Annotated in this window: 21 protein-coding genes and 3 pseudogenes; 17 read left to right on the plus strand and 7 right to left on the minus strand. The window is 68.7% G+C overall.

Annotated features, from left to right (window positions below; genetic code table 11):
* Positions 1-4: 4 nt before the first annotated feature.
* The 5 genes and pseudogenes from ACFJI0_RS16130 to ACFJI0_RS16150 all read right to left on the minus strand — a co-directional run.
* Complete coding sequence (locus tag ACFJI0_RS16130; protein WP_382321095.1) at positions 5-1,114, minus strand: Rieske 2Fe-2S domain-containing protein; 1,110 nt, start codon at positions 1,112-1,114, stop codon at positions 5-7.
* An 18-nt stretch (positions 1,115-1,132) separates the two neighbouring features.
* Positions 1,133-2,110 carry a PDR/VanB family oxidoreductase gene (locus ACFJI0_RS16135; protein ID WP_382321096.1) on the minus strand — a complete coding sequence of 326 codons (978 nt, stop codon included), beginning with the start codon at positions 2,108-2,110 and terminating at the stop codon, positions 1,133-1,135.
* Between the two features lie 10 nt (positions 2,111-2,120).
* A complete protein-coding gene (locus tag ACFJI0_RS16140) occupies positions 2,121-2,270 on the minus strand; it encodes a hypothetical protein (protein WP_382325687.1) in 150 nt (49 codons plus the stop codon).
* A 73-nt stretch (positions 2,271-2,343) separates the two neighbouring features.
* Positions 2,344-2,463 (minus strand): annotated as a pseudogene (locus tag ACFJI0_RS16145) (tripartite tricarboxylate transporter substrate binding protein); the annotation flags it as partial.
* Positions 2,464-2,630: 167 nt separating this feature from the next.
* A pseudogene (locus tag ACFJI0_RS16150) lies at positions 2,631-3,107 on the minus strand (Bug family tripartite tricarboxylate transporter substrate binding protein); the annotation flags it as partial.
* 101 nt (positions 3,108-3,208) lie between these two features.
* On the opposite strand from ACFJI0_RS16150, the gene ACFJI0_RS16155 reads away from it, so the two are divergent.
* Entirely contained in the window at positions 3,209-4,096 is an 888-nt protein-coding gene (locus ACFJI0_RS16155) for a LysR family transcriptional regulator (RefSeq protein WP_382321098.1), read from the plus strand.
* Here the strand turns inward: ACFJI0_RS16155 and ACFJI0_RS16160 are convergent.
* Positions 4,066-4,623: an NYN domain-containing protein gene (locus tag ACFJI0_RS16160; RefSeq protein WP_382321100.1), complete on the minus strand. Its 558-nt coding sequence runs from the start codon at positions 4,621-4,623 to the stop codon at positions 4,066-4,068. The genes ACFJI0_RS16155 and ACFJI0_RS16160 overlap by 31 nt on opposite strands.
* A gap of 228 nt (positions 4,624-4,851) precedes the next feature.
* A complete protein-coding gene (locus ACFJI0_RS16165) occupies positions 4,852-5,784 on the minus strand; it encodes an AraC family transcriptional regulator ligand-binding domain-containing protein (protein WP_382321102.1) in 933 nt (310 codons plus the stop codon).
* A gap of 210 nt (positions 5,785-5,994) precedes the next feature.
* Between ACFJI0_RS16165 and ACFJI0_RS16170 the strand changes: the two genes are divergently transcribed.
* The 16 genes and pseudogenes from ACFJI0_RS16170 to ACFJI0_RS16245 all read left to right on the plus strand — a co-directional run bounded on the left by ACFJI0_RS16170 (position 5,995) and on the right by ACFJI0_RS16245 (position 20,073).
* Positions 5,995-7,185, plus strand: a complete 1,191-nt coding sequence (locus tag ACFJI0_RS16170) for a lipid-transfer protein (protein ID WP_382321104.1) — start codon at positions 5,995-5,997, stop codon at positions 7,183-7,185.
* Positions 7,182-7,622, plus strand: coding sequence for a MaoC family dehydratase N-terminal domain-containing protein (locus ACFJI0_RS16175; protein ID WP_382321106.1), 441 nt, complete (start codon positions 7,182-7,184; stop codon positions 7,620-7,622). Before ACFJI0_RS16170 ends, ACFJI0_RS16175 begins: the two co-directional genes overlap by 4 nt.
* Positions 7,623-7,638: 16 nt before the next feature.
* Positions 7,639-8,046: a MaoC family dehydratase gene (locus ACFJI0_RS16180; protein ID WP_297397169.1), complete on the plus strand. Its 408-nt coding sequence runs from the start codon at positions 7,639-7,641 to the stop codon at positions 8,044-8,046.
* 35 nt (positions 8,047-8,081) lie between these two features.
* Complete coding sequence (locus ACFJI0_RS16185; RefSeq protein WP_382321109.1) at positions 8,082-8,912, plus strand: SDR family NAD(P)-dependent oxidoreductase; 831 nt, start codon at positions 8,082-8,084, stop codon at positions 8,910-8,912.
* A gap of 2 nt (positions 8,913-8,914) precedes the next feature.
* Positions 8,915-10,066, plus strand: coding sequence for an acyl-CoA dehydrogenase family protein (locus ACFJI0_RS16190; RefSeq protein WP_382321111.1), 1,152 nt, complete (start codon positions 8,915-8,917; stop codon positions 10,064-10,066).
* Positions 10,066-11,119 (plus strand): annotated as a pseudogene (locus tag ACFJI0_RS16195) (CaiB/BaiF CoA transferase family protein). The gene ACFJI0_RS16190 and the pseudogene ACFJI0_RS16195 overlap by 1 nt, the downstream one beginning before the upstream one ends.
* Positions 11,112-11,900, plus strand: coding sequence for an ABC transporter ATP-binding protein (locus ACFJI0_RS16200; RefSeq protein ID WP_382321113.1), 789 nt, complete (start codon positions 11,112-11,114; stop codon positions 11,898-11,900). Before ACFJI0_RS16195 ends, ACFJI0_RS16200 begins: the two are co-directional and overlap by 8 nt.
* Positions 11,897-13,837 (plus strand): AMP-dependent synthetase/ligase, encoded by a 1,941-nt coding sequence (locus ACFJI0_RS16205; protein ID WP_382321115.1) that lies wholly within the window; start codon positions 11,897-11,899, stop codon positions 13,835-13,837. Before ACFJI0_RS16200 ends, ACFJI0_RS16205 begins: the two co-directional genes overlap by 4 nt.
* Before the next feature lie 4 nt (positions 13,838-13,841).
* Positions 13,842-14,726 (plus strand): branched-chain amino acid ABC transporter permease, encoded by an 885-nt coding sequence (locus ACFJI0_RS16210; protein ID WP_382321118.1) that lies wholly within the window; start codon positions 13,842-13,844, stop codon positions 14,724-14,726.
* 168 nt (positions 14,727-14,894) lie between these two features.
* Entirely contained in the window at positions 14,895-15,776 is an 882-nt protein-coding gene (locus ACFJI0_RS16215; protein ID WP_382321120.1) for a branched-chain amino acid ABC transporter permease, read from the plus strand.
* A 40-nt stretch (positions 15,777-15,816) separates the two neighbouring features.
* On the plus strand, positions 15,817-16,740 hold the full coding sequence (locus ACFJI0_RS16220) for an ABC transporter substrate-binding protein (protein ID WP_382321122.1): 924 nt from the start codon (positions 15,817-15,819) through the stop codon (positions 16,738-16,740).
* Complete coding sequence (locus ACFJI0_RS16225) at positions 16,737-17,090, plus strand: hypothetical protein (protein ID WP_382321124.1); 354 nt, start codon at positions 16,737-16,739, stop codon at positions 17,088-17,090. The genes ACFJI0_RS16220 and ACFJI0_RS16225 overlap by 4 nt, the downstream gene beginning before the upstream one ends.
* The gene (locus tag ACFJI0_RS16230) at positions 17,087-17,539 is read left to right on the plus strand and encodes a hypothetical protein (RefSeq protein ID WP_382321126.1); all 453 of its coding nucleotides are present in this window, start codon (positions 17,087-17,089) and stop codon (positions 17,537-17,539) included. The genes ACFJI0_RS16225 and ACFJI0_RS16230 overlap by 4 nt, the downstream gene beginning before the upstream one ends.
* Positions 17,457-18,320, plus strand: a complete 864-nt coding sequence (locus tag ACFJI0_RS16235) for an ABC transporter substrate-binding protein (protein ID WP_382325689.1) — start codon at positions 17,457-17,459, stop codon at positions 18,318-18,320. Before ACFJI0_RS16230 ends, ACFJI0_RS16235 begins: the two co-directional genes overlap by 83 nt.
* Positions 18,317-19,138, plus strand: a complete 822-nt coding sequence (locus ACFJI0_RS16240) for an ABC transporter ATP-binding protein (RefSeq protein WP_382321127.1) — start codon at positions 18,317-18,319, stop codon at positions 19,136-19,138. The genes ACFJI0_RS16235 and ACFJI0_RS16240 overlap by 4 nt, the downstream gene beginning before the upstream one ends.
* A gap of 143 nt (positions 19,139-19,281) precedes the next feature.
* Positions 19,282-20,073, plus strand: coding sequence for an enoyl-CoA hydratase-related protein (locus tag ACFJI0_RS16245; RefSeq protein ID WP_382321129.1), 792 nt, complete (start codon positions 19,282-19,284; stop codon positions 20,071-20,073).
* The last annotated feature ends 316 nt before the right edge of the window (positions 20,074-20,389 follow it).

A 20,389-nucleotide genomic window follows, 5' to 3' on the forward strand; every position in this document is an offset into this window, starting at 1 on the left:
TCCCTCACGCCTTCGCGCCCGCTTCGGCCGCGGCCAGGCGGTACAGGATCTGCCGCATCATCAGCCCCGGTTTGTCCGGCGCGAAGTTCAGGTCGAACTGCGGCTCGCTGTCGTTGCGCACCACATCCATGATCCACTCCAGCGCGTCCACGTCTTCCTGGTAGGCCTTGGTCGACGCGCTGTGCAGGTGTTCGTCGATGGCGGTGTCGTCCAGCTGGAAGTTGCGGCTGCAGAACCACCAGTAGTGGATCGAGTGGTTCGTCTCGGGCGTGAAGATGTGGCTGATGTTGAAGCGGTAGGTGCGCGGCTGCCCGCTCGGGTCGCGGTTGTCCACGATGCGCGCGTACGCCGTGTGCAGCGCGGGCGAGACGAAGCGCGCGTCCGAGAACCGGTCCACCGGCTGGCCCGTCAGGCCCGTGGGCATCGCGTACACGCCGGGCGGCGGTGAGTCGCGCAGCTCGCGGTCGATGATCACCATGCCGCCCTCCTCGCGCACCTTCAGCCGCGAGCGCGCGTACTCCGGCGTGCCGATGGCGCCCGGGTGCAGGAACGGGAAATGCGTCTGGTCCAGCAGGTTCTCGTGCATCGCCACGTAGTCGGATTTCAGGTGGAAGCCGCCGCTGACCGTCTTCCACTCGGGACTGCCCAGCCAGCCGGTGTCGGGCACCAGGGACTCGTCCGCGTGGTCGGCGTCGCCCATCCAGATCCAGATCAGCGTGCCGCGCTCCACCGTGGGAAAACTGCGCACGTTGGCGTTCGTCGGCACGATGGGCATGGCCGGCATGTGCACGCAGCGGCCCGAGGGGTCGAACCGCATGCCGTGGTAGCCGCACATGAGCACGTCGCCCACCAGCTGGCCCTTGGCCAGCGGAAACGAGCGGTGCGGGCAGCGGTTGCGCACCGCCACCGGCTCACCGGCCAGCGTGCGGTACAGCGCCACGTCCACCCCCAGCAGGCGGCGGCTGATGATCTCGCGCGTCACCTCGCTGGCCAGCGCGGCCACGTACCAGCAGTTGCGCACCAGCGGCGTGGTGTGGTCGGCGAAGCCGCCCGGCACGAACTCGCGCGAGGGTTCCACTTCGAACTCGGCGGGGCGTTCAACGATCATGTCCATGGGATGTCTTTCCAGCGTTCAGGCGTCCAGCACGAGCGACGGGCCGCGCGCGCGCGACACGCAGATGCACAGCGATTCGTCGGCGGCCTTCTCTTCGGGGGTGAGGTAGTGGTCGTGGTGTTCGATGCCGCCCTCGGCTTTCACCACCGGCAAGGGGCACAGGCCACATTCGCCGCGCCGGCAGTCCCACAACACGGGCACGCCCTCGGCCAGCAGGGCATCGAGGATGCTCACGTCGCTGCCCACCTGCACGGTCTTGCCCGTGCGCTGCAGGTGCACGCTGAAGGGCCGGGCGTCGCCCGAGATCGCGGCGGTGAAGCGCTCGCTGCGCACCCGCTCCGGTGCCCAGCCGAGCGCGGCAGCCGCTTCATGTGTGGCATCGATCATCGGCTTGGGGCCGCACACGTACACGGCGGTGCCCGCCGGCTGGGCCCGCAGCAGCGCCTGCAGGTCTGGCGTGCCCTGCGCGTCGCTGTGGTGGAAGCGCACGCGCTCGCCCGCGAGTTGCGCCAGTTCGCCGCGGTAGGCCATGCCGGCGGCCTCGCGGCCGGCGTAGAACACGCGGTAGTCGCAGCGGCGGCGGGCCAGGCTGCGCACCATCGAGAAGATGGGCGTGATGCCGATGCCGCCCGCGATCAGCAACACGTTCTGGTCGCGCCGGTCGAGCGGGAAGTTGTTCACCGGCGGCCCGACCCGCAGGCGCGTGCCCACCTCGAACGTGGCATGGATGTGCGCCGAGCCCCGGGCATGGTCCTCGCGCTGCACCGCGATGCGGTAGGTGTGGCGCGCATCGTCGTCCAGCGTCGCGCCGCCCACCAGCGAGTAGTGGCGCACGATCAGCCCGCGCTCGGGCGAGACCGTGTGCAGCGCGATGTGCGACCCGGCGGCATACGACGGCAGCGGGCTGCCGTCCACCCGGGTCAACTGGAACTCGCGCACCCGGTCGGTCAGCTGCCGCACGGCGCTGACCTGCACGTCGAAGTTGGGCCGTGCCATGGTCCAAGCCTCAGTCGAGCTTGATGCCGGACTTCTGGATCAACGGGCCCCAGGCCGCCACCTCCTGCTCCATCAGCTTGCCCATCTCGGCGGGCGACATGGTGTAAGGCTCGTAGGTGAACAGCGTCAGCTTGCTGCGCATGTCCGGCGTCTGCATCACCTTGGCGATGGCCTCGTTGAGCTTGGCCAACGATGTCCCTGGGTGTGCCCTTGGGCGCGAGCAGGCCGTTCCACCCGCCCACCGCCCACGGCGCGGGCGCGCCGGTTTCGGCGGCGGTCGGCACCTTGTCGTAACCCGCGATGCGCGTGGGCGCGGCGGCGGCCAGGAAACGCACCTTGCCCGCCTGCAGCATCGCGCCGGCCGAGGCTGCCGAGCCGATCGCCCAGTCCAGCTCGCCATTGCGCGACGCCGGTGTAGAGCTGCGAAGACTCCTTGTACGGCACGTGCGTCATGCGCGTGCCCGTGGCCGACTCCAGCATCAGGCCGCCCAGGTGCGCCGGGCTGGCGCACGCCCCAGGAGCCATACGTCACGCCATCGGGCTTGGCCTTGGCGCTGGCGATCAGGTCGCCCATGCTCTGCCACTTGGAGGCCGTGGGCACCACGACGAAAAAGTAGTTGCGCACCAGCGGCGTGACGGGCTCGAAGTCTTGCGTGGCGCTGTAGGGCAGCTTGTTGAACAGGTGCGGCTGCGTGCCGATGTGAAAGCTGTCCATGTGCACCAGCGTGTAGCCGTCCGCCGGCGCCAGGCGCGCTGCCTGGAAGGCCACGAAACCGCTCGCGCCCGGCTTGTTCTCGATCAGCACCGGCTGCCCCAGCACCGGCCCCAATTTCTCGGCCAGGTTGCGCAAGAGCACGTCCGGCCCCTGGCCCGCCGGGAACGGCGTGACGATCCGGATCGGCCGGGCCGGGTAGCCGCTCTGCGCCAGCGCGGCACCGGGCAGCAGGTGGACGGCGGCGCCCGCCAGCAACGCGCCGAGGAACTGGTGTCTCTTCATGTCTGTCTCCTGGGATTCGAATGGGGCAGGCGAATTTTATTGATCTGAATCAAAGATAATTGAACTCAATTTTGGTTATCACTTGACTCTTTAAAGAACAAATGGACACCACCACCCACATCCGCACCTTCGTCGAGGTCGTGCGCTGCGGCGGCTTCTCCGAAGCCGCGCGGCAGCTCGGTGTGGTGCCCTCGGTGGTCGCGCAACGCATCGCCCAGCTGGAGGCCGAACTGCAGGCCCGGCTGTTCGAGCGCACCACGCGCAAGGTGACGCTGACCGAAGCCGGCGAAAGGCTGCACCTGCGCGCGGCCGGCGTGGTGGCCGAGTTCGAGGACCTGCTGCACGCCGTGCGGCGCGACGAAGGCAAACCCGAAGGCCACCTGCGCGTGATGGCCCCCACCACACTCACCATGGAGCAGCTCGGCGACGTGTTCTGCGCCTTCCTCGCCACGCACCCGCGCATCACGCTGGAGCTGTCGCTGGTCGACCGCTCCACCAACCCGGCCGAAGCCGGCTTCGACCTCGCCATCAGCGGGCGCGCCGCCAGCTACGAAGGCGTGGTGGACGTGCCGCTGTGCCCCGTGCAACCAGTGCTGTGCGCGGCGCCGGCGTACCTGAAAGAACGCGGCACCCCCACGCACCCGCGCGACCTCGCAGACCATGCCTGCATCGCCTTCGCGCCTACCGGCACCAGCTGGGCCTTTCAGAGCGCGCGCGGCGTGGTGACGGTCGACGTGCACCCGCGCCTGCTCGCCGACGACAACCGCACCGTGCTGCGCGCCACGCTGCAAGGCCTGGGCGTGGCGCTGCTGCCGCGCTACATCGCGGGGGCCGAGCTGGCCAAAGGCACGCTGGTGCCCTTGTTGCCCAAACACGAGCCGCAGGAAAACTGGTTCAAGGCCTATGTGCCGCGCCGCAAGATGGGCACGGCGCGGGTGAAGGCGCTGCTGGAATTTCTTCAGGAGAACTGGGCGGGCGGGTCGCTGTAGCTCGCACTGGGCGAGCGAGCGGCATCGTGTCTGTCATCGGCCCCGTGATCCAGAAACGCAAACCCATTGCAAGCCGCCACAAAACTCTTCGCGGCATCTTGCCGGCCAAAGCCATAGACCGGCACATCGGCTTCACGGGCGCGGGTGACCACGCCCGTGTAGTCGCTGTCCGATGACACGATGCAGAAACCATCCACCTTGCGTTGTGGGGCGAGCAGCATTTCCATCATGTCCATGATCAACGCGGAGTCGCTGGCGTTCTTGCCGTGGCGGTAGTGGAACTGTTGCACCGGCCGGATCACGTTGGCCTCCAGCACCTTGCGCCAGGAAGCGACGTGCGGGTTGGTCCAGTCGGCGTACGCGCGGCGGATGAGCAGGTGGCCGCGTTCGGCCGCCAGCTTCATCACGGGTTCGCAGCATGTCCAGCTCATGTTCTCGGCGTCGATCAGCAACGCGAGTCGGAGCGGTCGGGGGAAAAAGAACGGTGCTTGCTTCATGGGCCTTCCTGTTGCGATGAGTTCCACCACCACCCTTTTGAGGTGGCGGTGGCCCGAACAGGTTGGCGTACCGAGACAGCTTGCACCATCGGCGAGACTTGCGTCTCCCCATCCGGGCCACCATAAACAGGAAAGCACAGACGAAGAAGATGATGGCCGCAACGCCGAAACATTGCAGCCATCTCAAAACGCAAGCTGTCAGCAGGACGCCAATCCTGATCGCACTTTTGTACGACGAAAGAAGTATAGCTTCGGCGTTCAGCGCCGCCGATACGCCCCGCAGTGTTTTCCCGTCCACTTCTTGAACGCGCGCTGAAAGGTCGGGCTGTCGCTGAAGCCGAGCTCGCTCGCCAGCTGCACCAGCGACACGCGCGATGACGACAGGCGCGAGATCGCGAGGTCGCGCCGCAGGTCGTCCTTGAGCCATTGCAGCGAGGTGTGTTCGGCCGAGAGGTGCCGCTGCAGGCTCGATGGTGAGGTGTGCAGGTGTTCGGCCACGGCCTCCAGCGAGGGCCATTGCGGGTAGCTGCGCATGAGGTGGTTGCGCACCCGCTGCGCCACGGCCCCGAAGTCGCGCGGCGGCGAAATGACCTGCGTGTACGCGTCGGTGAGGAACACGCGCAGGGCCGGCTCGTCGCGGCTCACCGGGGTGTCCAGTTCCTTGGCCTTGAACCAGAAACCGAAAGCCGCCTGCCCGTAGCGCCGGGGCGCGGGGAACACGAGGTTGTAGCCCTCCTGGCCGTCGGGCTCGGGGTAGCTGAAGTCGAAGTGCGTGATGGGCAGCGGCGCGTTCAGCAGCCAGGCGGCCAGGCGCCAGAGCACGCGCACCATGGTCTCCTGCGCGAACACGGGCGTGGCGTGGTCGGGGGCGATGGTCTGCATGTGCAGGCCGGCTTCGTCGCCGTTGACCTGCAGCGAGAAAAAGATGTCGTCCTGCAGCAGGTTGAGCGCCGCGCTCATGCGCTTGAGCGCGCGCCGCAGGTCGTGCGCGGACAGGCCTTCGCGCGCCGTCAGCGCGAAGCTGCCGGGCTTGAACGGGCGCGAGAACAGGCCCATGCATTCGTCCTTCATGTCGTTGAGCAGCGCATAAAAAAGCGCGACGTACTGCATGGGCGTGACGCCCTGGTGGCCGGGTTGGCGCAGGGCATGCGGGTCCACCCCGACTTGACGTAGATAGCCATCCATGTTCATGCCCCGGCTTTCCGGCCCGGAGAGCATGCCGAACACGAAAACAGGGGCAATGAAGGCCCCCGGGTTTTCCCGAGGTTTTCGCTGTTTGAGGTCTTTTGCCATGGTTTCAGGGTGTTCGGCTATCGCTAGGAAATGGGTCGAAGCCTAGCATCTGCCCCGTCTTCCAACCAATTTTTCGGGGCCGCCGCCCCGCCGCACAAAGGACCGTTCATGAAGCAAGACGTGTATGTCGTGGGGGTCGGCATGGTGCCGTTCACCAAACCCGGGGCGAGCGAGCCCTATCCGCAGATGGCGGCCAAGGCGGTGAACGCCGCGCTGCGCGACGCGGGCCTGGACTACGCCAAGGTGCAGCAGGCCTATGTGGGCTATGTGTACGGCGACTCCACCGCCGGCCAGCGCGCGCTGTACGAGGTGGGCATGACGGGCATTCCCGTCGTGAACGTGAACAACAACTGCTCCACCGGTTCCACCGCGCTCTTTCTCGCGCGCCAGGCGGTGATGAGCGGCGCGGCCGACTGCGTGCTGGCGCTGGGCTTCGAGCAGATGAACCCGGGCGCCCTCGGCTCGGTGTTCAAGGACCGCGCGAGCGCCTTCGAGCGTTTCGACGACGCCACGGAAGAACTGGTGGGCCATGGCGAGATTCCGCTGGCGCTGCGCTACTTCGGCGGCGCGGGCCTGGCCCACATGCAGGAGTTCGGCACGCCGCTGAACACCTTCGCCAAGATCCGCGCCAAGGCGAGCCGCCACGCGTCGAACAACCCGCTGGCGCTGTTCCGCACCGTGGTGACGGAAGAAGAGGTGATGAACGCGCCGGTGATGTGGCCGGGTGTGATGACGCGCCTGATGGCCTGCCCGCCCACCTGCGGTTCGGCGGCGGCCATCGTCTGCTCGGAGGCCTTCGCAAAGAAGCATGGCCTGAACACGGCCGTGCGCATCCGCGCTCAGGCCATGACGACGGACGGCCCCGCCACTTTCGGCGCGAAGGACATGCGCGAAGTGGTGGGCTTCAGCATGGCCAAGGCCTGCGCCGAGCAGGTGTACGCCGAAGCCGGCCTGGGCCCGCGCGACGTGCAGGTGGTGGAACTGCACGACTGCTTCGCGCACAACGAGCTGCTGAGCTACGAGGCCCTGGGCCTGTGCGAACGCGGCGGCGCGCAGAAGTTCGTGGAAGACGGCGACAACACCTACGGCGGCCAGGTGGTCACCAACCCCTCGGGCGGTCTGCTCTCCAAGGGCCATCCACTGGGTGCGACCGGTCTGGCGCAGTGCACCGAGCTCGTGCAGCAACTGCGTGGCCAGGCCGAGAAGCGCCAGGTGGAAGGCGCGCGCATCGCGCTGCAGCACAACCTGGGCCTGGGTGGCGCCTGCGTGGTGACGATGTACGAAAAGGTGGCCGCATGATCGACAAGAAATTCATCGGCTATCAGCTCAAGCCTTCGGTGCTCACGGTGGACCGCACGCGCCTGCAGTTCTTCGCCAAGGCGATTGGCGAGAAGAACCCGGTCTACGTGGACCCGGCCGCCGCGAAGGCCGCCGGCTACGCCGACGTGCCGGCACCGCCCACCTTCCTGTTCGCGGCCGAGCTGGACAGCGGGGCCAACGACCAGCTGCTGGCCGACCTGGACATTCCGCTGGCCAAGCTGCTGCACGGCGAGCAGTCGTTCCGCTACCTCCGGCCGGTGTGCGCGGGCGACACGGTGACCGTGCAATCGACCATCACCGACATCTACGACAAGAAGGGCGGCAAGCTGGAATTCGCCGTCAAGGACTCCAGGGTGACCAACCAGCGCGAGGAACTCGTCGCCGAGCTGCGCACCGTGCTCGTGGTCCGCCACTGAAAGGGAAGAGAACACCATGACCGCATCGATCAAGGTCGGCGACCGCCTGCCCGCCCTGCAACTCCCGCCGGTGGACCGCGCCACGCTCGCGCTCTTCGGCGGCGCCTCGGGCGACCACAACCCCATCCACATCGACCTGGACTTCGCGCGCCGCTCGGGCATGCCCGACGTGTTCGCGCAGGGCATGTTGGGCATGGCCTGGGTGGGCCGGCTCATCACGCAATGGGCGCCGCAGTCGCGCCTGCGCCGGTACGACGCGCGCTTCGCCGGCATCACCCACCTGGGCAACGCCATCACCTGCAGCGGCGAGGTGGTGGAGCTGATGGACCTCGACGGCGAGGCCTGCGCGCGCGTGGCCGTGAGCTCTTCCAACCAATACGGCCAGAACAAGATCGTCGGCGAGGCCATCGTCGCGCTCGCCTGAACAACGCATTCAAGACAGCAAGAGGAAACAACGCAATGACGAAGAAACTCGACGGCAAGGTGGCCCTGATCACGGGCTCGGGGCGCGGCATCGGCCGTGAAATCGCCCTCAAGCTCGCCCAGGACGGCGCGCGCCTGGTGATCAACGACCTCGACGCCGATCCGGCGCAGGAGACCGTGGAGGCCATCAAGGCCCTGGGCGGCGAGGCCGTGGCCTGCGTGGGCAGCGTGACCGCGCCCGATTTTTCGGAGCGCTTCATCGGCACCGCCGTGGAGAACTTCAAGGGCCTGGACATCATCGTCAACAACGCCGGCTACACCTGGGACAACGTGATCCAGAAGATGACCGACGAGCAGTGGTACGCCATCATGGACTGCCACCTCACCGCGCCCTTCCGCATCCTGCGCGCGGCGCAGCCGGTGATCCGCGCCCTCTCCAAGGCCGAGACGGACAGCGGCGTGCGCAAGGTGCGCAAGGTGGTGAACATCTCGTCCATGGCCGGTGTGTTCGGCAACGTGGGCCAGACCAACTACTCGGCGGCCAAGGCCGGCATCATGGGCCTGACGCAGGCGCTGGCCAAGGAATGGGGCCGCATGAACGTGACGGTGAACTGCGTGGCCTTCGGCCTCATCAAGACGCGGCTGACCGGCAGCACCGCCGACGGCGCCACCACGAACATCGACGGGCGCGACATCAAGGTGGGCGTGAACCCCGGCCTGCTGTCGATGATGGAGCAGACCATTCCCCTGGGCCGGGGCGGCACACCGGAAGAAGCCGCGGGCTCGGTGTACCTGTTCTGCATCCCCGAGTCGGACTACGTCAGCGGCCAGACGCTGATCTGCTCCGGCGGCCTCACGGGCATGTGAGCATGCTGCCGCGCCTGCACCAGCATCCCTGGATGGATGCCGACATCGAGGCCTTTCGCGAGCAGGTCCGCCGCTGCGTGGCGGACAAGCTCGCACCCAAGCTCGATGCCTGGCGCCGCCAGGGTTTCATTCCCCGCGAGTCCTGGCGCGCCCTGGGCGAGCTGGGCTTCCTGTTGCCCGAAATGCCCGAGGCCTATGGCGGCCCGGGCGCGAGCATCGCCTACCAGCTGGTGGTGCAGGACGAGCTCTCCAAGCAGGAGATCCCGGCCAACACCGGCGTGCACTCCATCGCCTCGCACTACATCCTGGACTACGGCACCGAAGCACAGAAGCAGCGCTGGCTGCCCAGGCTCGTCAGCGGCGAGATGCTGGCCGGCATCGCCATGACCGAACCCGGCGCGGGCTCGGACCTGAAGGCCATCCGCACCAAGGCCCGGCTCGATGGCGACCACTACGTGGTGGACGGCGCCAAGACCTTCATCACCAACGGCTTCACCGCCAACCTGCTGGTGGTGGTGGTGCGCACGGGTGAGGCCGGTGCCAAGGGTGTGTCCCTGATCGTGATGGAAACCGAGAACCTGCCCGGCTTCAGCGTGGGCCGGCGGCTGGAGAAGCTGGGCCAGCACGCGTCGGACACCGCCGAACTCTCGTTCGACGGCGTGCGCGTGCCGGCTTCGCAACTGCTCGGCGGCAAGGAAGGCGAAGGCTTCAAGCAGCTGATGAGCCAGCTCACCTACGAGCGCCTGCTGCTCGCGGTGAACGCGGCGGCGGTGATCGAGCGCGCGGTGGAGCTCACGGTGGACTACACCAAGCAGCGCAAGGCCTTCGGCCAGGCGCTGGCCGACTTCCAGAACACGCGCTTCAAGCTGGCCGAGTGCGCCACGATGGCGCACGTGGTGCGCACCTTCGTGAACGACTGCATCCAGCGCCAGCTGGACGGCACGCTGGACAACGAGGCCGCCTACATGGCCAAGTGGTGGTGCTCGGAGCAGCAGGGCAAGGTGACGGACGAATGCCTGCAGCTCTTCGGCGGCTACGGCTACATGGCCGAGTACCCGATCGCCCGGCTCTACGCCGACTCGCGCGTGCAGCGCATCTACGGCGGCGCCAACGAGATCATGAAAGACCTGATCGCGCGCAAGGTGCTCGGCTGATGCAACCGCTGAACCACCTCCATGTGATCGAGTTCGAGGGCATCGGCCCCGGCCCGCTGTGCGGCCGGGTGCTGGCGGACCTGGGCGCGCGCGTCACCGTGATCGCGCGGCCGGGCACCTCCTCCGTGGTCGACAAGCTCTCGGGCGGCGGGCAAGCGCCGCTGCGCGAAGGCAAGACCGTGGTCGAACTCAACCTCAAGCACCCCGACGACGTGGCCCAGGCCCTGGGCCTGGTGCGCCAGCGCGGACGCGCTGATCGAAGGCAACCGCCCGGGCGTGATGGAGCGCCTGGGCCTGGGCCCTGCCGCCTGCGCGGCGGTGAACCCGAAGCTGGTCTACGGCCGCATGACGGGCTGGGGCCAGCAAGGCCCGCTGGCGCAGGCGGCCGGGCACGACATCAACTACGTGGCGCTCAGCGGCATGCTTTCGCTGTCGGCGGTGCACGGCCAGCTGCCGGTCTCGCCGCCCACGGTGCTGGGCGATGCCGGCGGCGCGCTCGGCCTGGCGCTGGGCATCGTGAGCGGCGTGCTGCAGGCGCGCCAGAGCGGCCAGGGCTGCGTGGTGGATGCCGCCATCGTGGACGTGGTCGCCATGCTGGGCGGCCTGGCGCAATGGATCGCCGGCACCGGCGGCCTGGGCGGCCAAGGCAACGACCGGCCCAGCGTGTTCCACGACTCGCCGTTCTACGACGTCTACCGCTGCGCGGACGGCGGCTTCGTCACGTTGGGCGCGATCGAGCCGCAGTTCTACGCGCTGCTGGTGCAGAAGCTCGGCCTCACCGACGTGGACCCGGCCGCGCAGTTCGACACCACCGCCTGGCCGGCCCTGAAAGCGCGCCTGCGCGCCCTCTTCCTCACGCAGCCGCGCCAGCACTGGTGCGATCTGCTCGAAGGCACGGACGCCTGCTTCGCCCCGGTGCTCACGCTGGACGAGGCCGCCCGCCACCCGCACAACGTGGTGCGCGGCCTGTACGCGCGGACGCCTTCGGGCGAACGCCGCACCGGCGCCGCGCCCCGCTTCACCCCCTTGCCAAAGGCCCACACCCATGACTGAAGCCCGGCGCAACGGCGCCGCCATGCTGGAGGCGCGCGACCTCACGCTGAAGTTCGGCGGCGTCACTGCCCTGTCCGAGATTTCGGTGGACATCGGCCACCAGGAGCTGGTGGCCCTCATCGGCCCCAACGGCGCGGGCAAGAGCTCGCTGCTCAACGTGCTCTCGGGCTTCTACCGCCCGAGCACCGGCACCGTGCGGTTCGAAGGCCAGGACATCGGCCGCTGGCCGGTGCACCGCGTGGCCCAGGCCGGCCTGGCGCGCACCTTCCAGGGCACGCACCTGCTGCCGCACATGAGCGTGCTCGACAACATCCTGGTCGGCCGCTACATGCACATGAAGAGCACGCTGACCACGGCCTTCCTCTACTACCCCTTCGCGCACCGCGAAGAGGTGGCGCACCGCGCCGTGGCCGAGGAGATCCTGGGCTTTCTCGAACTCGAGCACCTGCGCCACCACACCGTGGGCACGCTGGGCTACGGCATGCGCAAGCGCGTGGACCTGGGCCGCGCGCTGGCCATGGAGCCGCGCATGCTGCTGCTGGACGAGCCCATGGCCGGCATGAACAGCGAAGAGAAGGAGGACCTGGCGCGCTTCATCCTGGACATCCGCGAATCGAGGCAGATCCCGGTGGTGCTGGTGGAGCACGACATGGGTGTGGTGATGGACATCGCCGACCGTGTGATCGTGCTGAACTTCGGCCGCAAGATCGCCGACGCCTCGCCCGCCGTCGTGCAAAAGGACGAAAACGTGATCTCGGCCTACCTGGGGGCCCACGCATGAGCGCGACCCTGAACAAGACCCCGCAGACCCTGCCTCAATGGCTGCTGCACAACGCCGCCACGCGCGGCAGCGAGGTGGCTCAACGCCACAAGCGCGACGGCGTGTGGCACGAATTCAGCTGGGCCGACGTGCGCGACGAAGTGCGCGCCCTGGCCCTGGGCCTTCGCGCCCGCGGCGTGCAGCGCGGCCAGACCGTGGTGCTGCTGAGCGAGAACCGGCCCGAGCTGTACTGGGCCGAGTGGGCCGCGATGGCGGTGGGCGCCAAGGTGGTGGCGCTGTACCCCGACGCGGCGGAAGCCGAGGTGGACTACATCGTGGCCGACGCGCAGGCGGTCTGCGTGTTCGCCGAAGACCAGGAGCAGGTGGACAAGGTGCTGCCCGTGATGGCGCGCCACGGCGGCCTGCACACCGTGGTGTGGTGGGAGTCGGGCGGCCTGTGGTCGTACCGGCACGAAGGCCTGCTGGGCTGGGACGCGTTCCGCGCGCCGGCCGAGGACGCGGCCTGGTTCGAGCAGTCGGTGATGCAGGGCCAGGCCAGCGACATCGCCGTGTTGTCCTACACCTCGGGCACCACCGGCGCGCCCAAGGGTGTGATCACCACGCACGCCTCGCTGATGCACAACGCCGAGCTGATCGGCCAGACCATGCAGGTGCCCGAAGGCGGCGAGTACCTGTCGTACATCCCGCTCTCGTGGGCCACCGAGCAGTGGGTGGGCGTGACCATGGGCCTGATGCGCCCGCTGCGCGTGAACTTCGCCGAGCGGCCGGACCAGATCCAGGAAGCGATCCGCGAGCTGGCCTGCGAGATGGTGTTCTTCGGCCCGCGCCAGTGGGAAAGCCTGGCCGCGCGCGTGCACGCCCGCATGCTCGACGCCGCGCCCTGGCGCCAGAAGGTGGTGGACTGGGGCCTGCGCATCGGCAAGCTGGCGCGCGCGGACCAGATGGACACCCGCGCGCGCTCGTGGTGGGTGCGCGCCCAGCTGCCGCTGGCCGACGCGCTGGTGCTGCGCCCGCTGCGCGAGCAGCTGGGCCTGAAACGCGCGCGCATCGCCTTCACCGGCGGCGCGGCGGTGGCGCCCGACATCTTCCGCCTGTTCGCGGCCATGGGCGTGATGCTGCGCAACGTGTACGGCTGCAGCGAGTTCGGCCTGATCACGGTGCACCAGGGCGAGCGCGTCAACGCCGAGACCATCGGCGAGACCGTGGCCATGGCCAGCCCCTGGGGCGTGCCCATGGAGTGGCGCGTGACCGACGGCGGCGGGCTCGAAGTGCGCGGCGGCGCGGGCTTCTCGGGCTACTGGGGCAAGCCCGAGAAGAGCGCCGAGAAGATGAACGAAGGCTGGTTCCAGACCGGCGACGCGGTGGGCCAGGGCCCCAGCGGCAACGAACTCATCTACTACGACCGCGTGGAGCACATGAACCGGCTGCAGGGCGGCCACCTGTTCTCCAAGCAGTTCATCGAGGTGCGGCTGCGCTTCTCACCCTACATCCGCGAGGTGATGGTGGTGGGCGACCCGACGCGCTCGCACGTGACGGCGCTGGTGAACATCGACGGCGACGTGTTCGGCCGCTGGGCCGAGCGCAACGGCGTGTCGTTCACCACCTTCACCGACCTGTCGCAGCGCCCCGAGGTGCTGGCGCAGGTGGCGAAGGAGATCGCGGGCGTGAACCAGGCCCTGCCGGAGGCCGCACGCCTGAAGCACTTCGTGAACCTGCCCAAGGAGCTGGACGCCGACGAGGGCGAGCTCACCCGCACCCGCAAGCTCAAGCGCGACTTCATCGAGCAGCGCTACGGCGCGCTGATCGACGCGATGTACGACAACCGGCCCGGCACGACCATCGAAATCCCCGTGCGCTACCAGGACGGCCGCGCCGGCGTGCTGCGCGCCGATGTGACCACCGGCCATGTGCCGGCCTCGCGCGCCCAGGAGACCTGACCCCATGATCGACTTCTTCAACTACCTCTTCAACGGCTTCCTGCAAGGCCAGATCTACGCCCTGCTGGCGCTGGGCTTCATGGTGATCTACCGCGCCAGCAAGGTGTTCAACTTCGCGCAGGGCGAGCTGATGATGCTCGGCGCCTACGCGGTGTGGACGCTCACGCTGGGCGCCAACCTCCCGCCCTGGCTGGCCATTCCGCTGGCCTTCGTCTGCGCGCTGGTCTACGGCTGGCTGATCGAGCGGCTGTTCTTCGAGCGGCTGGTGGGCGAGTCGGTGTTCTCCATGGTGATGGTGACCATCGGCCTGGTGATCCTGATCCGCGGCATCGTGCTGGTGGTGTGGGGCGCAGCGGACCGCCAGTTCCCGGTGCTGCTGCCGCCCACGCCCTTCATCGTCGGCGACATGATCTTCCCCTCGTCGCTGGTGATCGGCGCCATCCTCACGCTGGTGGTCACGGTGGGCATGTCGTGGTTCTTCAACCGCACCCGCGCCGGCCTCACGCTGACCGCCGTGGCGGAAGAGCCGACCACGGCGATCTCGCTCGGCATCTCGGTCAAGCGCGCCGTCACCCTGGCCTGGATGATGGGCTCGGTGATCGCCACGGCCGGCGCCATCGTGCTGCTCAGCGGCCGCTCGCTCACGGTGGGCACGGCCGACGTGGCGCTCGCCGCGCTGCCGGTGGCGCTGCTCGCCGGCCTGGAATCCATCGGCGGGCTGATCCTGGCCGGTGCCATCGTCGGCATCGTGCAGGCCCTGGTGGCGGCCTATGTGGACCCTGCGATCGGCGGCTCGGCCTCGTCCATCGTGCCCTTTGTTTTCATGCTGCTGATCCTGCTGGTGCGCCCCACCGGCCTGTTCGGCTGGCGCCATGTGGAGCGTGTGTGATGGACCCGTCCGGCATTTTCTTTACCAGCCACGCGGGCGACCGCTCCCTGATCCGCACGCGCGCGCAGTGGGTGGGCCTGCTGGCCCTGCTGCTCGTGCTGCGCCACGCTGCCCTGGTGGGCCTCGGACCGCTGGGTCAGCATCGGCTACACCACCTTCATCACCGCCGTGGCCGTGATCGGCCTGCAGATCTGCACCGGCTACGCGGGGCAGATCAACCTGGGGCAGTCGGCCTTCATGGGCGTGGGCGCCTACGGCGCGGCGCTGGCGATGTCGGCCGGGTGGGACGCGCTCGCGGCGCTGCTCATCGGCGGCGCGGGCGCGGCCCTCTTCGGCGTGATGTTCGGCCTGACGGCGGCGCGCATCAAGGGCTTCTACCTCGCGCTCACCACCATCGCGGCGCAGGCGCTGTTCCACTTCCTGGTGCTCAACCTGCCGCAGGCCTGGCTGGGCGGCGCGGGCGGCCTGCACGTGGAGTCGGCCACCGCCCTGGGCATCTCGCTGAACAACGACCGCGCGATCTACGGTTTCTCGTTCATCGTGCTGGTGGTCATGACCATCGGGGCCTTCGGCATCGTGCGCTCGCGCCACGGCCGCAGCTTCGAGGCGGTGCGCGACGACGACGTGGCCGCCGGCATGATGGGCATCCCCGTGGCCGCCACCAAGGCGCGCGCCTTCCTGGTCAGCGCCTTCTACGCCGGCGTGGCCGGCGGCCTGTGGGTGGTGGCGCTGCGCCACGTGTCGGTGGAGCAGTTCACGCTGTTCAACGCCATCTGGATGATCGCCATGATGATCGTCGGCGGCCTGGGCTCCATCGTCGGCGCGCTGATCGGCACCGTGCTGATCCAGCTGGCGCGCGAGGGCGTGACCAGCCTGGGCCCGAGCGTCATCCAGTGGGTGCCCGCCGTGGGGCAGGACTTCGTCTTCGCCGCCATGAACGTGCTGCTGGGCACCGTGATCATTCTGTTCCTGCTCTTCGAGCCCAAGGGCGTGATGCACCGCGTGCAGATCACCAAGCAGGCGTACCGACTCTGGCCGTTCCCGTACTGACCGCCAGGGGGCGGCACCCATCACGACAACAGGAGACAACATGCAAACACTCAAGAGCTGGGCGGCCCGCACCGCCACCGTGGCCGGGCTGTGTCTGTCGGCGGCCCTGCCGGCCACGGCGCAGACCGTGTACCAGGTGCCCGCGATGTCCGATTTCTCCGGGCCGTTCTCGTCCATCATGCCGATGATGGCCGGCGGCCGCGAGGCGGTGGCGACCTGGTGGAACGCCGAGGTGGGCGCGAAGATGGGCGTGAAGATCGAGGTGAAGAGCTACGACACGCGCTACGACGCGGCGCAGACCGCCAGCCTGTGGCCCGGCGTGCTGGCCACCAAACCGCTGGTGGGCCTCTCGGCCGGCGGGCCCGACACCGCCGCGCTGCAGCAGCGCCTGCCCACCGACAAGGTGGTGATGATCTCGGGCTCGGCGGCCAACGGCTCGGGCTGGCGCCCCAACCAGTGGGTGCTCACGCCCCGGCCCACCTTCGTGCACGAGATCACCGGCTTCATCGAGTGGTACCAGAAGACCAAGACCCCGGGCCGCCCGGTGAAGGTGGCGATGTTCACCACCGAGGCCTCGCCCAGCTTCGCCGACATGGCCAAGGGCGTGTCGGCCTACGCCAAGGCCAGCCCCAACCTGGTGAACCTGGTGGAGATGGTCTTCGTGGACGTGCAGCCCACCGACGTGACGCTGCAGTTGCGCCGCGTGCTCAACGCCGGCGCCGAAGTGATCCTGGTGCCGACCAACATCCAGCAGGCGGTGGCGGTGAAGCGCGCCATGCAGGCCCTGGGCAAGAACGTGCCCATCGTGCACGGCCTGCAGAACTCACCCGGCATGCTGCAGAAGCTGGTGGGCAGCATGGCCGCGATGGAAGGCGACTACGAGGTGCACGGCGGCGTGATCACCAGCGAGGAGGACACCGAAGCCAAGCGCTTCTACGACCTGCTGGTGCCAGGCACGGCATGAAGGTGCCGTGGCACGCCATCACCTCGCTCGGCATGACGCAGACGCTGCTGGCCGTGCGCGCCATCGAGGTGGCCGCGAAGAAGCACGGCCCCGACAAGCTCAGCGGTGAACTGATCTACACCACGCTGCTCGAGACCACCTTCCCCGCGAAGGACTTCTTCGGCCTCACCGGCGGCGACCTCGACTTCTCGGTGGAGGCGCCCTTCCCCACCAAGGACCCGCGCATCAACATCGGCCAGGTGGTGGGTGGCAAGTTGACCACCGTGCGCCAAGGGCGTGCCCGTGCCCAGGCTGGGCAAGTGGTGAGCCCCTTTTCCGCCAACCTTCATTCCAACCAGGAGACGTCATGAAAGCACTGAAACACTGGGCCGCGCAAGCCGCCCTGCTGGCGGGCATCACCGCCTCGGCCATCGCGCCCGCGAGCGCGCAGACCGTGTACCAGATCCCCGCGCTGTCCGACTACTCGGGCCCGTTCGCGGCCATCATGCCCATGGTGGGCCCGGGCCGCGAAGGGGTGGTGAACTGGTGGAACGCGGAGGTGGGCAACAAGCTGGGCGTGAAGCTCGAGCTCAAGACCTACGACACGCGCTACGACACCGCGCAGACCGCCAGCCTGTGGCCCGGCGTGCTGGCCGACCAAGCCGGTGATCGGCCTGTCGCTCGGCGGACCCGACACCTCGGCCCTGCAGCAGCGCCTGCCCACCGACAAGGTGCCCATGATCCTGGGCTCGGCGGCCAACGGCTTCGGCTGGCGCCCCAACCAGTGGGTGCTGGCGACGCGGCCGACCTTCGTGCATGAAGTCTCCGGCTTCATCGACTGGTTCCAGAAAACCAAGACCCCGGGCCGCCCGGTCAAGGTGGCGATGTTCACCACCGAGGCCTCGCCCACCTTCGCCGACATGGGCAAGGGCATCATCGCCTACGCCAAGGCCAACCCCAACGTGGTGACCCTGGTCGAGATGGTGTACGTGGAGCCCCAGCCGGCCGACGTGACGCTGCAGCTGCGCCGCGTGCTCAACGCCGGTGCCGAGGTGGTGCTGGTGCCGTCGAACATCCAGCAGGCGGTGGCGGTGAAGCGCGCCATGCAGACCCTGGGCAAGAACGTGCCCATCGTCTACAGCCTGCAGAACTCGCCCGCCATGCTGCAGAAGCTGCTCGGAAGCCTGTCGGCCATGGACGGGGACTACGAGGTGCACGCCGGCGTGATCGCCACCGACGAGGACACCGAGGCCAAGAAGTTCTACGACATGCTGGTGGCGAAGTACGGCGTGAAGGCGCCCTGGCACTCGATCACCACCATCGGCATCAACCAGACCCTGGTGCTGGTGCGTGCGGTGGAGGCGGCGGCGAAGAAGAACGGCGGCGACAAGCTCACCGGCGAGATGCTCTACAACACGCTGATCGAGACCCACTTCCCGGCCAAGGACTTCTTCGGCTTCACCGGCGGTGGCGACATCGACTTCTCGGTCGAAGCCCCCTTCCCCATCAAGGACCCGCGCGTCAACATCGGCCAGGTGGTGGGCGGCAAGCTGACCACCGTGGCCCGGGGCGTGCCGGTGCCCAAGCTGGCGAAGTGGTGAGCGAGAGCAGCGCCGTGTCGGAACCGCTGATCGCCCTGAACAACGTCGAGGTGCTCTACGCCGACGTGATCCTTTCGCTCAAAGGCATCACGCTGGCCGTGGCCTCGGGGGGTTGCACCGTGCTGCTCGGCCCCAACGGAGCCGGCAAGAGCACCACCCTCAAGACCATCTCCGGCATGCTGGACGTGGAGGAAGGCCGCGTCGCCTCGGGCAACGTGCGCATGCTGGGCCAGGACATCACCGGCGCGTCCGCCGAGCGGATGGTGGCCGACGGCGTGGTGCACGTGGTCGAAGGCCGCAAGGTGCTGCGCCACATGACCGCCGAGCAGAACCTGGTGGTGGGCGGGCACCGGCTCACGCGCATGGCCGATGTGAAGGACGGCCTGGAACGGGTCTACGGCCTGATCCCGCGCCTGGCCGAGCTGCGCACGCGCACCGCCGGTTACCTCTCGGGCGGCGAACAGCAGCTGCTGCTGATCGGCCGCGCCATGATGGCCCAACCCAAGCTGCTGATGATCGACGAGCCCTCGCTGGGCCTGGCGCCCATGATGGTGAGCGAGATCTTCGGCCTGCTGGCCAAGCTGCGCGCCGAGGGCGTGTCGCTGCTGATCGTGGAGCAGCACGCCCAGGCCGCGCTGGAGCTGGCCGACCACGGCTACATCCTGGAAAACGGCCGCGTGGTGCTCGAAGGCACGGCCGCCGAGCTGCGCGCCAACGAGGACATCCAGGAGTTCTACCTGGGCCACCAGGCCAGCGGCGAGCGGCGCAATTACCGCGAAGTCAAACACTACCGCCGGAGAAAGAGATGGCTGGGCTGACGCCCACCCCCCGCGCCGCCTTCGGCGTCACCCCCGGGGGCGATGCCTGCCGACTGGCGAAGCCAGATCGGCGGCATCTCTGGAGGGGGCATTTCAAGCGTTGCGTGTCGTGCTTCGATGCGCTGGACAAACGGAACAACACCATGACAGAGATGAATGGCATCGAGTGGAACGTGGACAGCCAGGGCGTGGGGCGCATCGTGCTCAACCGGCCCGAACACAACAACGCGCTGGGCCCGTCGAACGCGCCCGCGCTGGTGCGCGCCATCGACGAGGTGCTCGCGGGGCAACCGCGCGCCGTGGTGATCGAGGCGCGCGGGCCGATCTTCTGCGCGGGTGGCGACATCCGCGAATTCGTGAAGGCGGGCGACCGGCTCGATGAGCTGGTGGACGAGATCCTCGACGAGCTGCTGCCGGGTTACCTCAAGCTCGCGCAGGCCACCTGCCCCATCGTCACGGTGGTGGGCGGCCCGGTGGGCGGCGCGGGCGTGGGCCTGGCGCTGTGCGGCGACTTCGTGCTCGCCAGCGACACCATGAAGCTGCGCACGGGGTACGCGGCGATCGGTCTCTCACCCGACGTGGGCGCCTCCTACTTCCTGGCGCGGCGCGTGGGCCCGGTGCGCGCGCAGCAGTGGCTGATGCTCAGCGACCCCATCGACGCCGCGCAATGCCTGGCCGCCGGGGCGGTGGACCAGGTGTTTCCCGCCGCCGAACTGGAGGCCGCCGCGCAGGCTTTGGTGCAGCGCCTGTGCGCCTCGGCGCCGGCCTCGCTCGCGGCCATGAAGCGGCTCTCGCTCGAAGGCCCCGCGCTCTCGCTGCAGGCCTACCTCTCGCTGGAGCAGCAGCTGCTCAAGGCCTGTGCCCGCACCGCCGACGCGCGCGAAGGCACCTCGGCCTTCGTGGCCAAGCGCGCGCCCACGTTCACCGGCCGCTGAGTCGCCATGGCCTTGCCCGCCGAATGGCGCACGCGCCTGCGGCTGCCGCTGATCGCGGCGCCCATGCTGCACGTGTCCGGGCCAGCGCTGGTGGCGGCCGCCTGCCGTGCGGGCGTGATCGGGGCCTTCCCGGCCGCCAACTGCCGCCGGCACGGTGAACTGGCGGCGTGGATCGCCAGCATCCGCGAGGCCATCGGCGACACCACGAAGGCCGCGCCCTTCGCCGTCAACCTCATCGTGCGCAGCGCCACGCTCGCCGACGACCTGGCCTGCGTGCTGCGCGAGAAGGTGGAACTCGTGATCACCAGCGTGGGCT

Origin of the sequence: Hydrogenophaga sp. UC242_53 (genome assembly GCF_042696965.1) — a bacterium.
Classification (GTDB): domain Bacteria; phylum Pseudomonadota; class Gammaproteobacteria; order Burkholderiales; family Burkholderiaceae_C; genus Hydrogenophaga.

Bases quoted from the DNA above. Each gene is read 5' to 3' on its own strand.
- ACFJI0_RS16220 (WP_382321122.1), top strand. From the start codon at position 15,817: ATGCAAACACTCAAGAGCTGGGCGGCCCGCACCGCCACCGTGGCCGGG.
- ACFJI0_RS16245 (WP_382321129.1), top strand. From the start codon at position 19,282: ATGACAGAGATGAATGGCATCGAGTGGAACGTGGACAGCCAGGGCGTG.
- ACFJI0_RS16230 (WP_382321126.1), top strand. From the start codon at position 17,087: ATGAAAGCACTGAAACACTGGGCCGCGCAAGCCGCCCTGCTGGCGGGC.
- ACFJI0_RS16225 (WP_382321124.1), top strand. From the start codon at position 16,737: ATGAAGGTGCCGTGGCACGCCATCACCTCGCTCGGCATGACGCAGACG.
- ACFJI0_RS16170 (WP_382321104.1), top strand. From the start codon at position 5,995: ATGAAGCAAGACGTGTATGTCGTGGGGGTCGGCATGGTGCCGTTCACC.
- ACFJI0_RS16235 (WP_382325689.1), top strand. From the start codon at position 17,457: ATGATCCTGGGCTCGGCGGCCAACGGCTTCGGCTGGCGCCCCAACCAG.
- ACFJI0_RS16185 (WP_382321109.1), top strand. From the start codon at position 8,082: ATGACGAAGAAACTCGACGGCAAGGTGGCCCTGATCACGGGCTCGGGG.
- ACFJI0_RS16155 (WP_382321098.1), top strand. From the start codon at position 3,209: ATGGACACCACCACCCACATCCGCACCTTCGTCGAGGTCGTGCGCTGC.
- ACFJI0_RS16135 (WP_382321096.1), bottom strand. From the start codon at position 2,110: ATGGCACGGCCCAACTTCGACGTGCAGGTCAGCGCCGTGCGGCAGCTG.
- ACFJI0_RS16200 (WP_382321113.1), top strand. From the start codon at position 11,112: ATGACTGAAGCCCGGCGCAACGGCGCCGCCATGCTGGAGGCGCGCGAC.
- ACFJI0_RS16130 (WP_382321095.1), bottom strand. From the start codon at position 1,114: ATGGACATGATCGTTGAACGCCCCGCCGAGTTCGAAGTGGAACCCTCG.
- ACFJI0_RS16175 (WP_382321106.1), top strand. From the start codon at position 7,182: ATGATCGACAAGAAATTCATCGGCTATCAGCTCAAGCCTTCGGTGCTC.
- ACFJI0_RS16190 (WP_382321111.1), top strand. From the start codon at position 8,915: ATGCTGCCGCGCCTGCACCAGCATCCCTGGATGGATGCCGACATCGAG.
- ACFJI0_RS16180 (WP_297397169.1), top strand. From the start codon at position 7,639: ATGACCGCATCGATCAAGGTCGGCGACCGCCTGCCCGCCCTGCAACTC.
- ACFJI0_RS16205 (WP_382321115.1), top strand. From the start codon at position 11,897: ATGAGCGCGACCCTGAACAAGACCCCGCAGACCCTGCCTCAATGGCTG.
- ACFJI0_RS16165 (WP_382321102.1), bottom strand. From the start codon at position 5,784: ATGAACATGGATGGCTATCTACGTCAAGTCGGGGTGGACCCGCATGCC.
- ACFJI0_RS16210 (WP_382321118.1), top strand. From the start codon at position 13,842: ATGATCGACTTCTTCAACTACCTCTTCAACGGCTTCCTGCAAGGCCAG.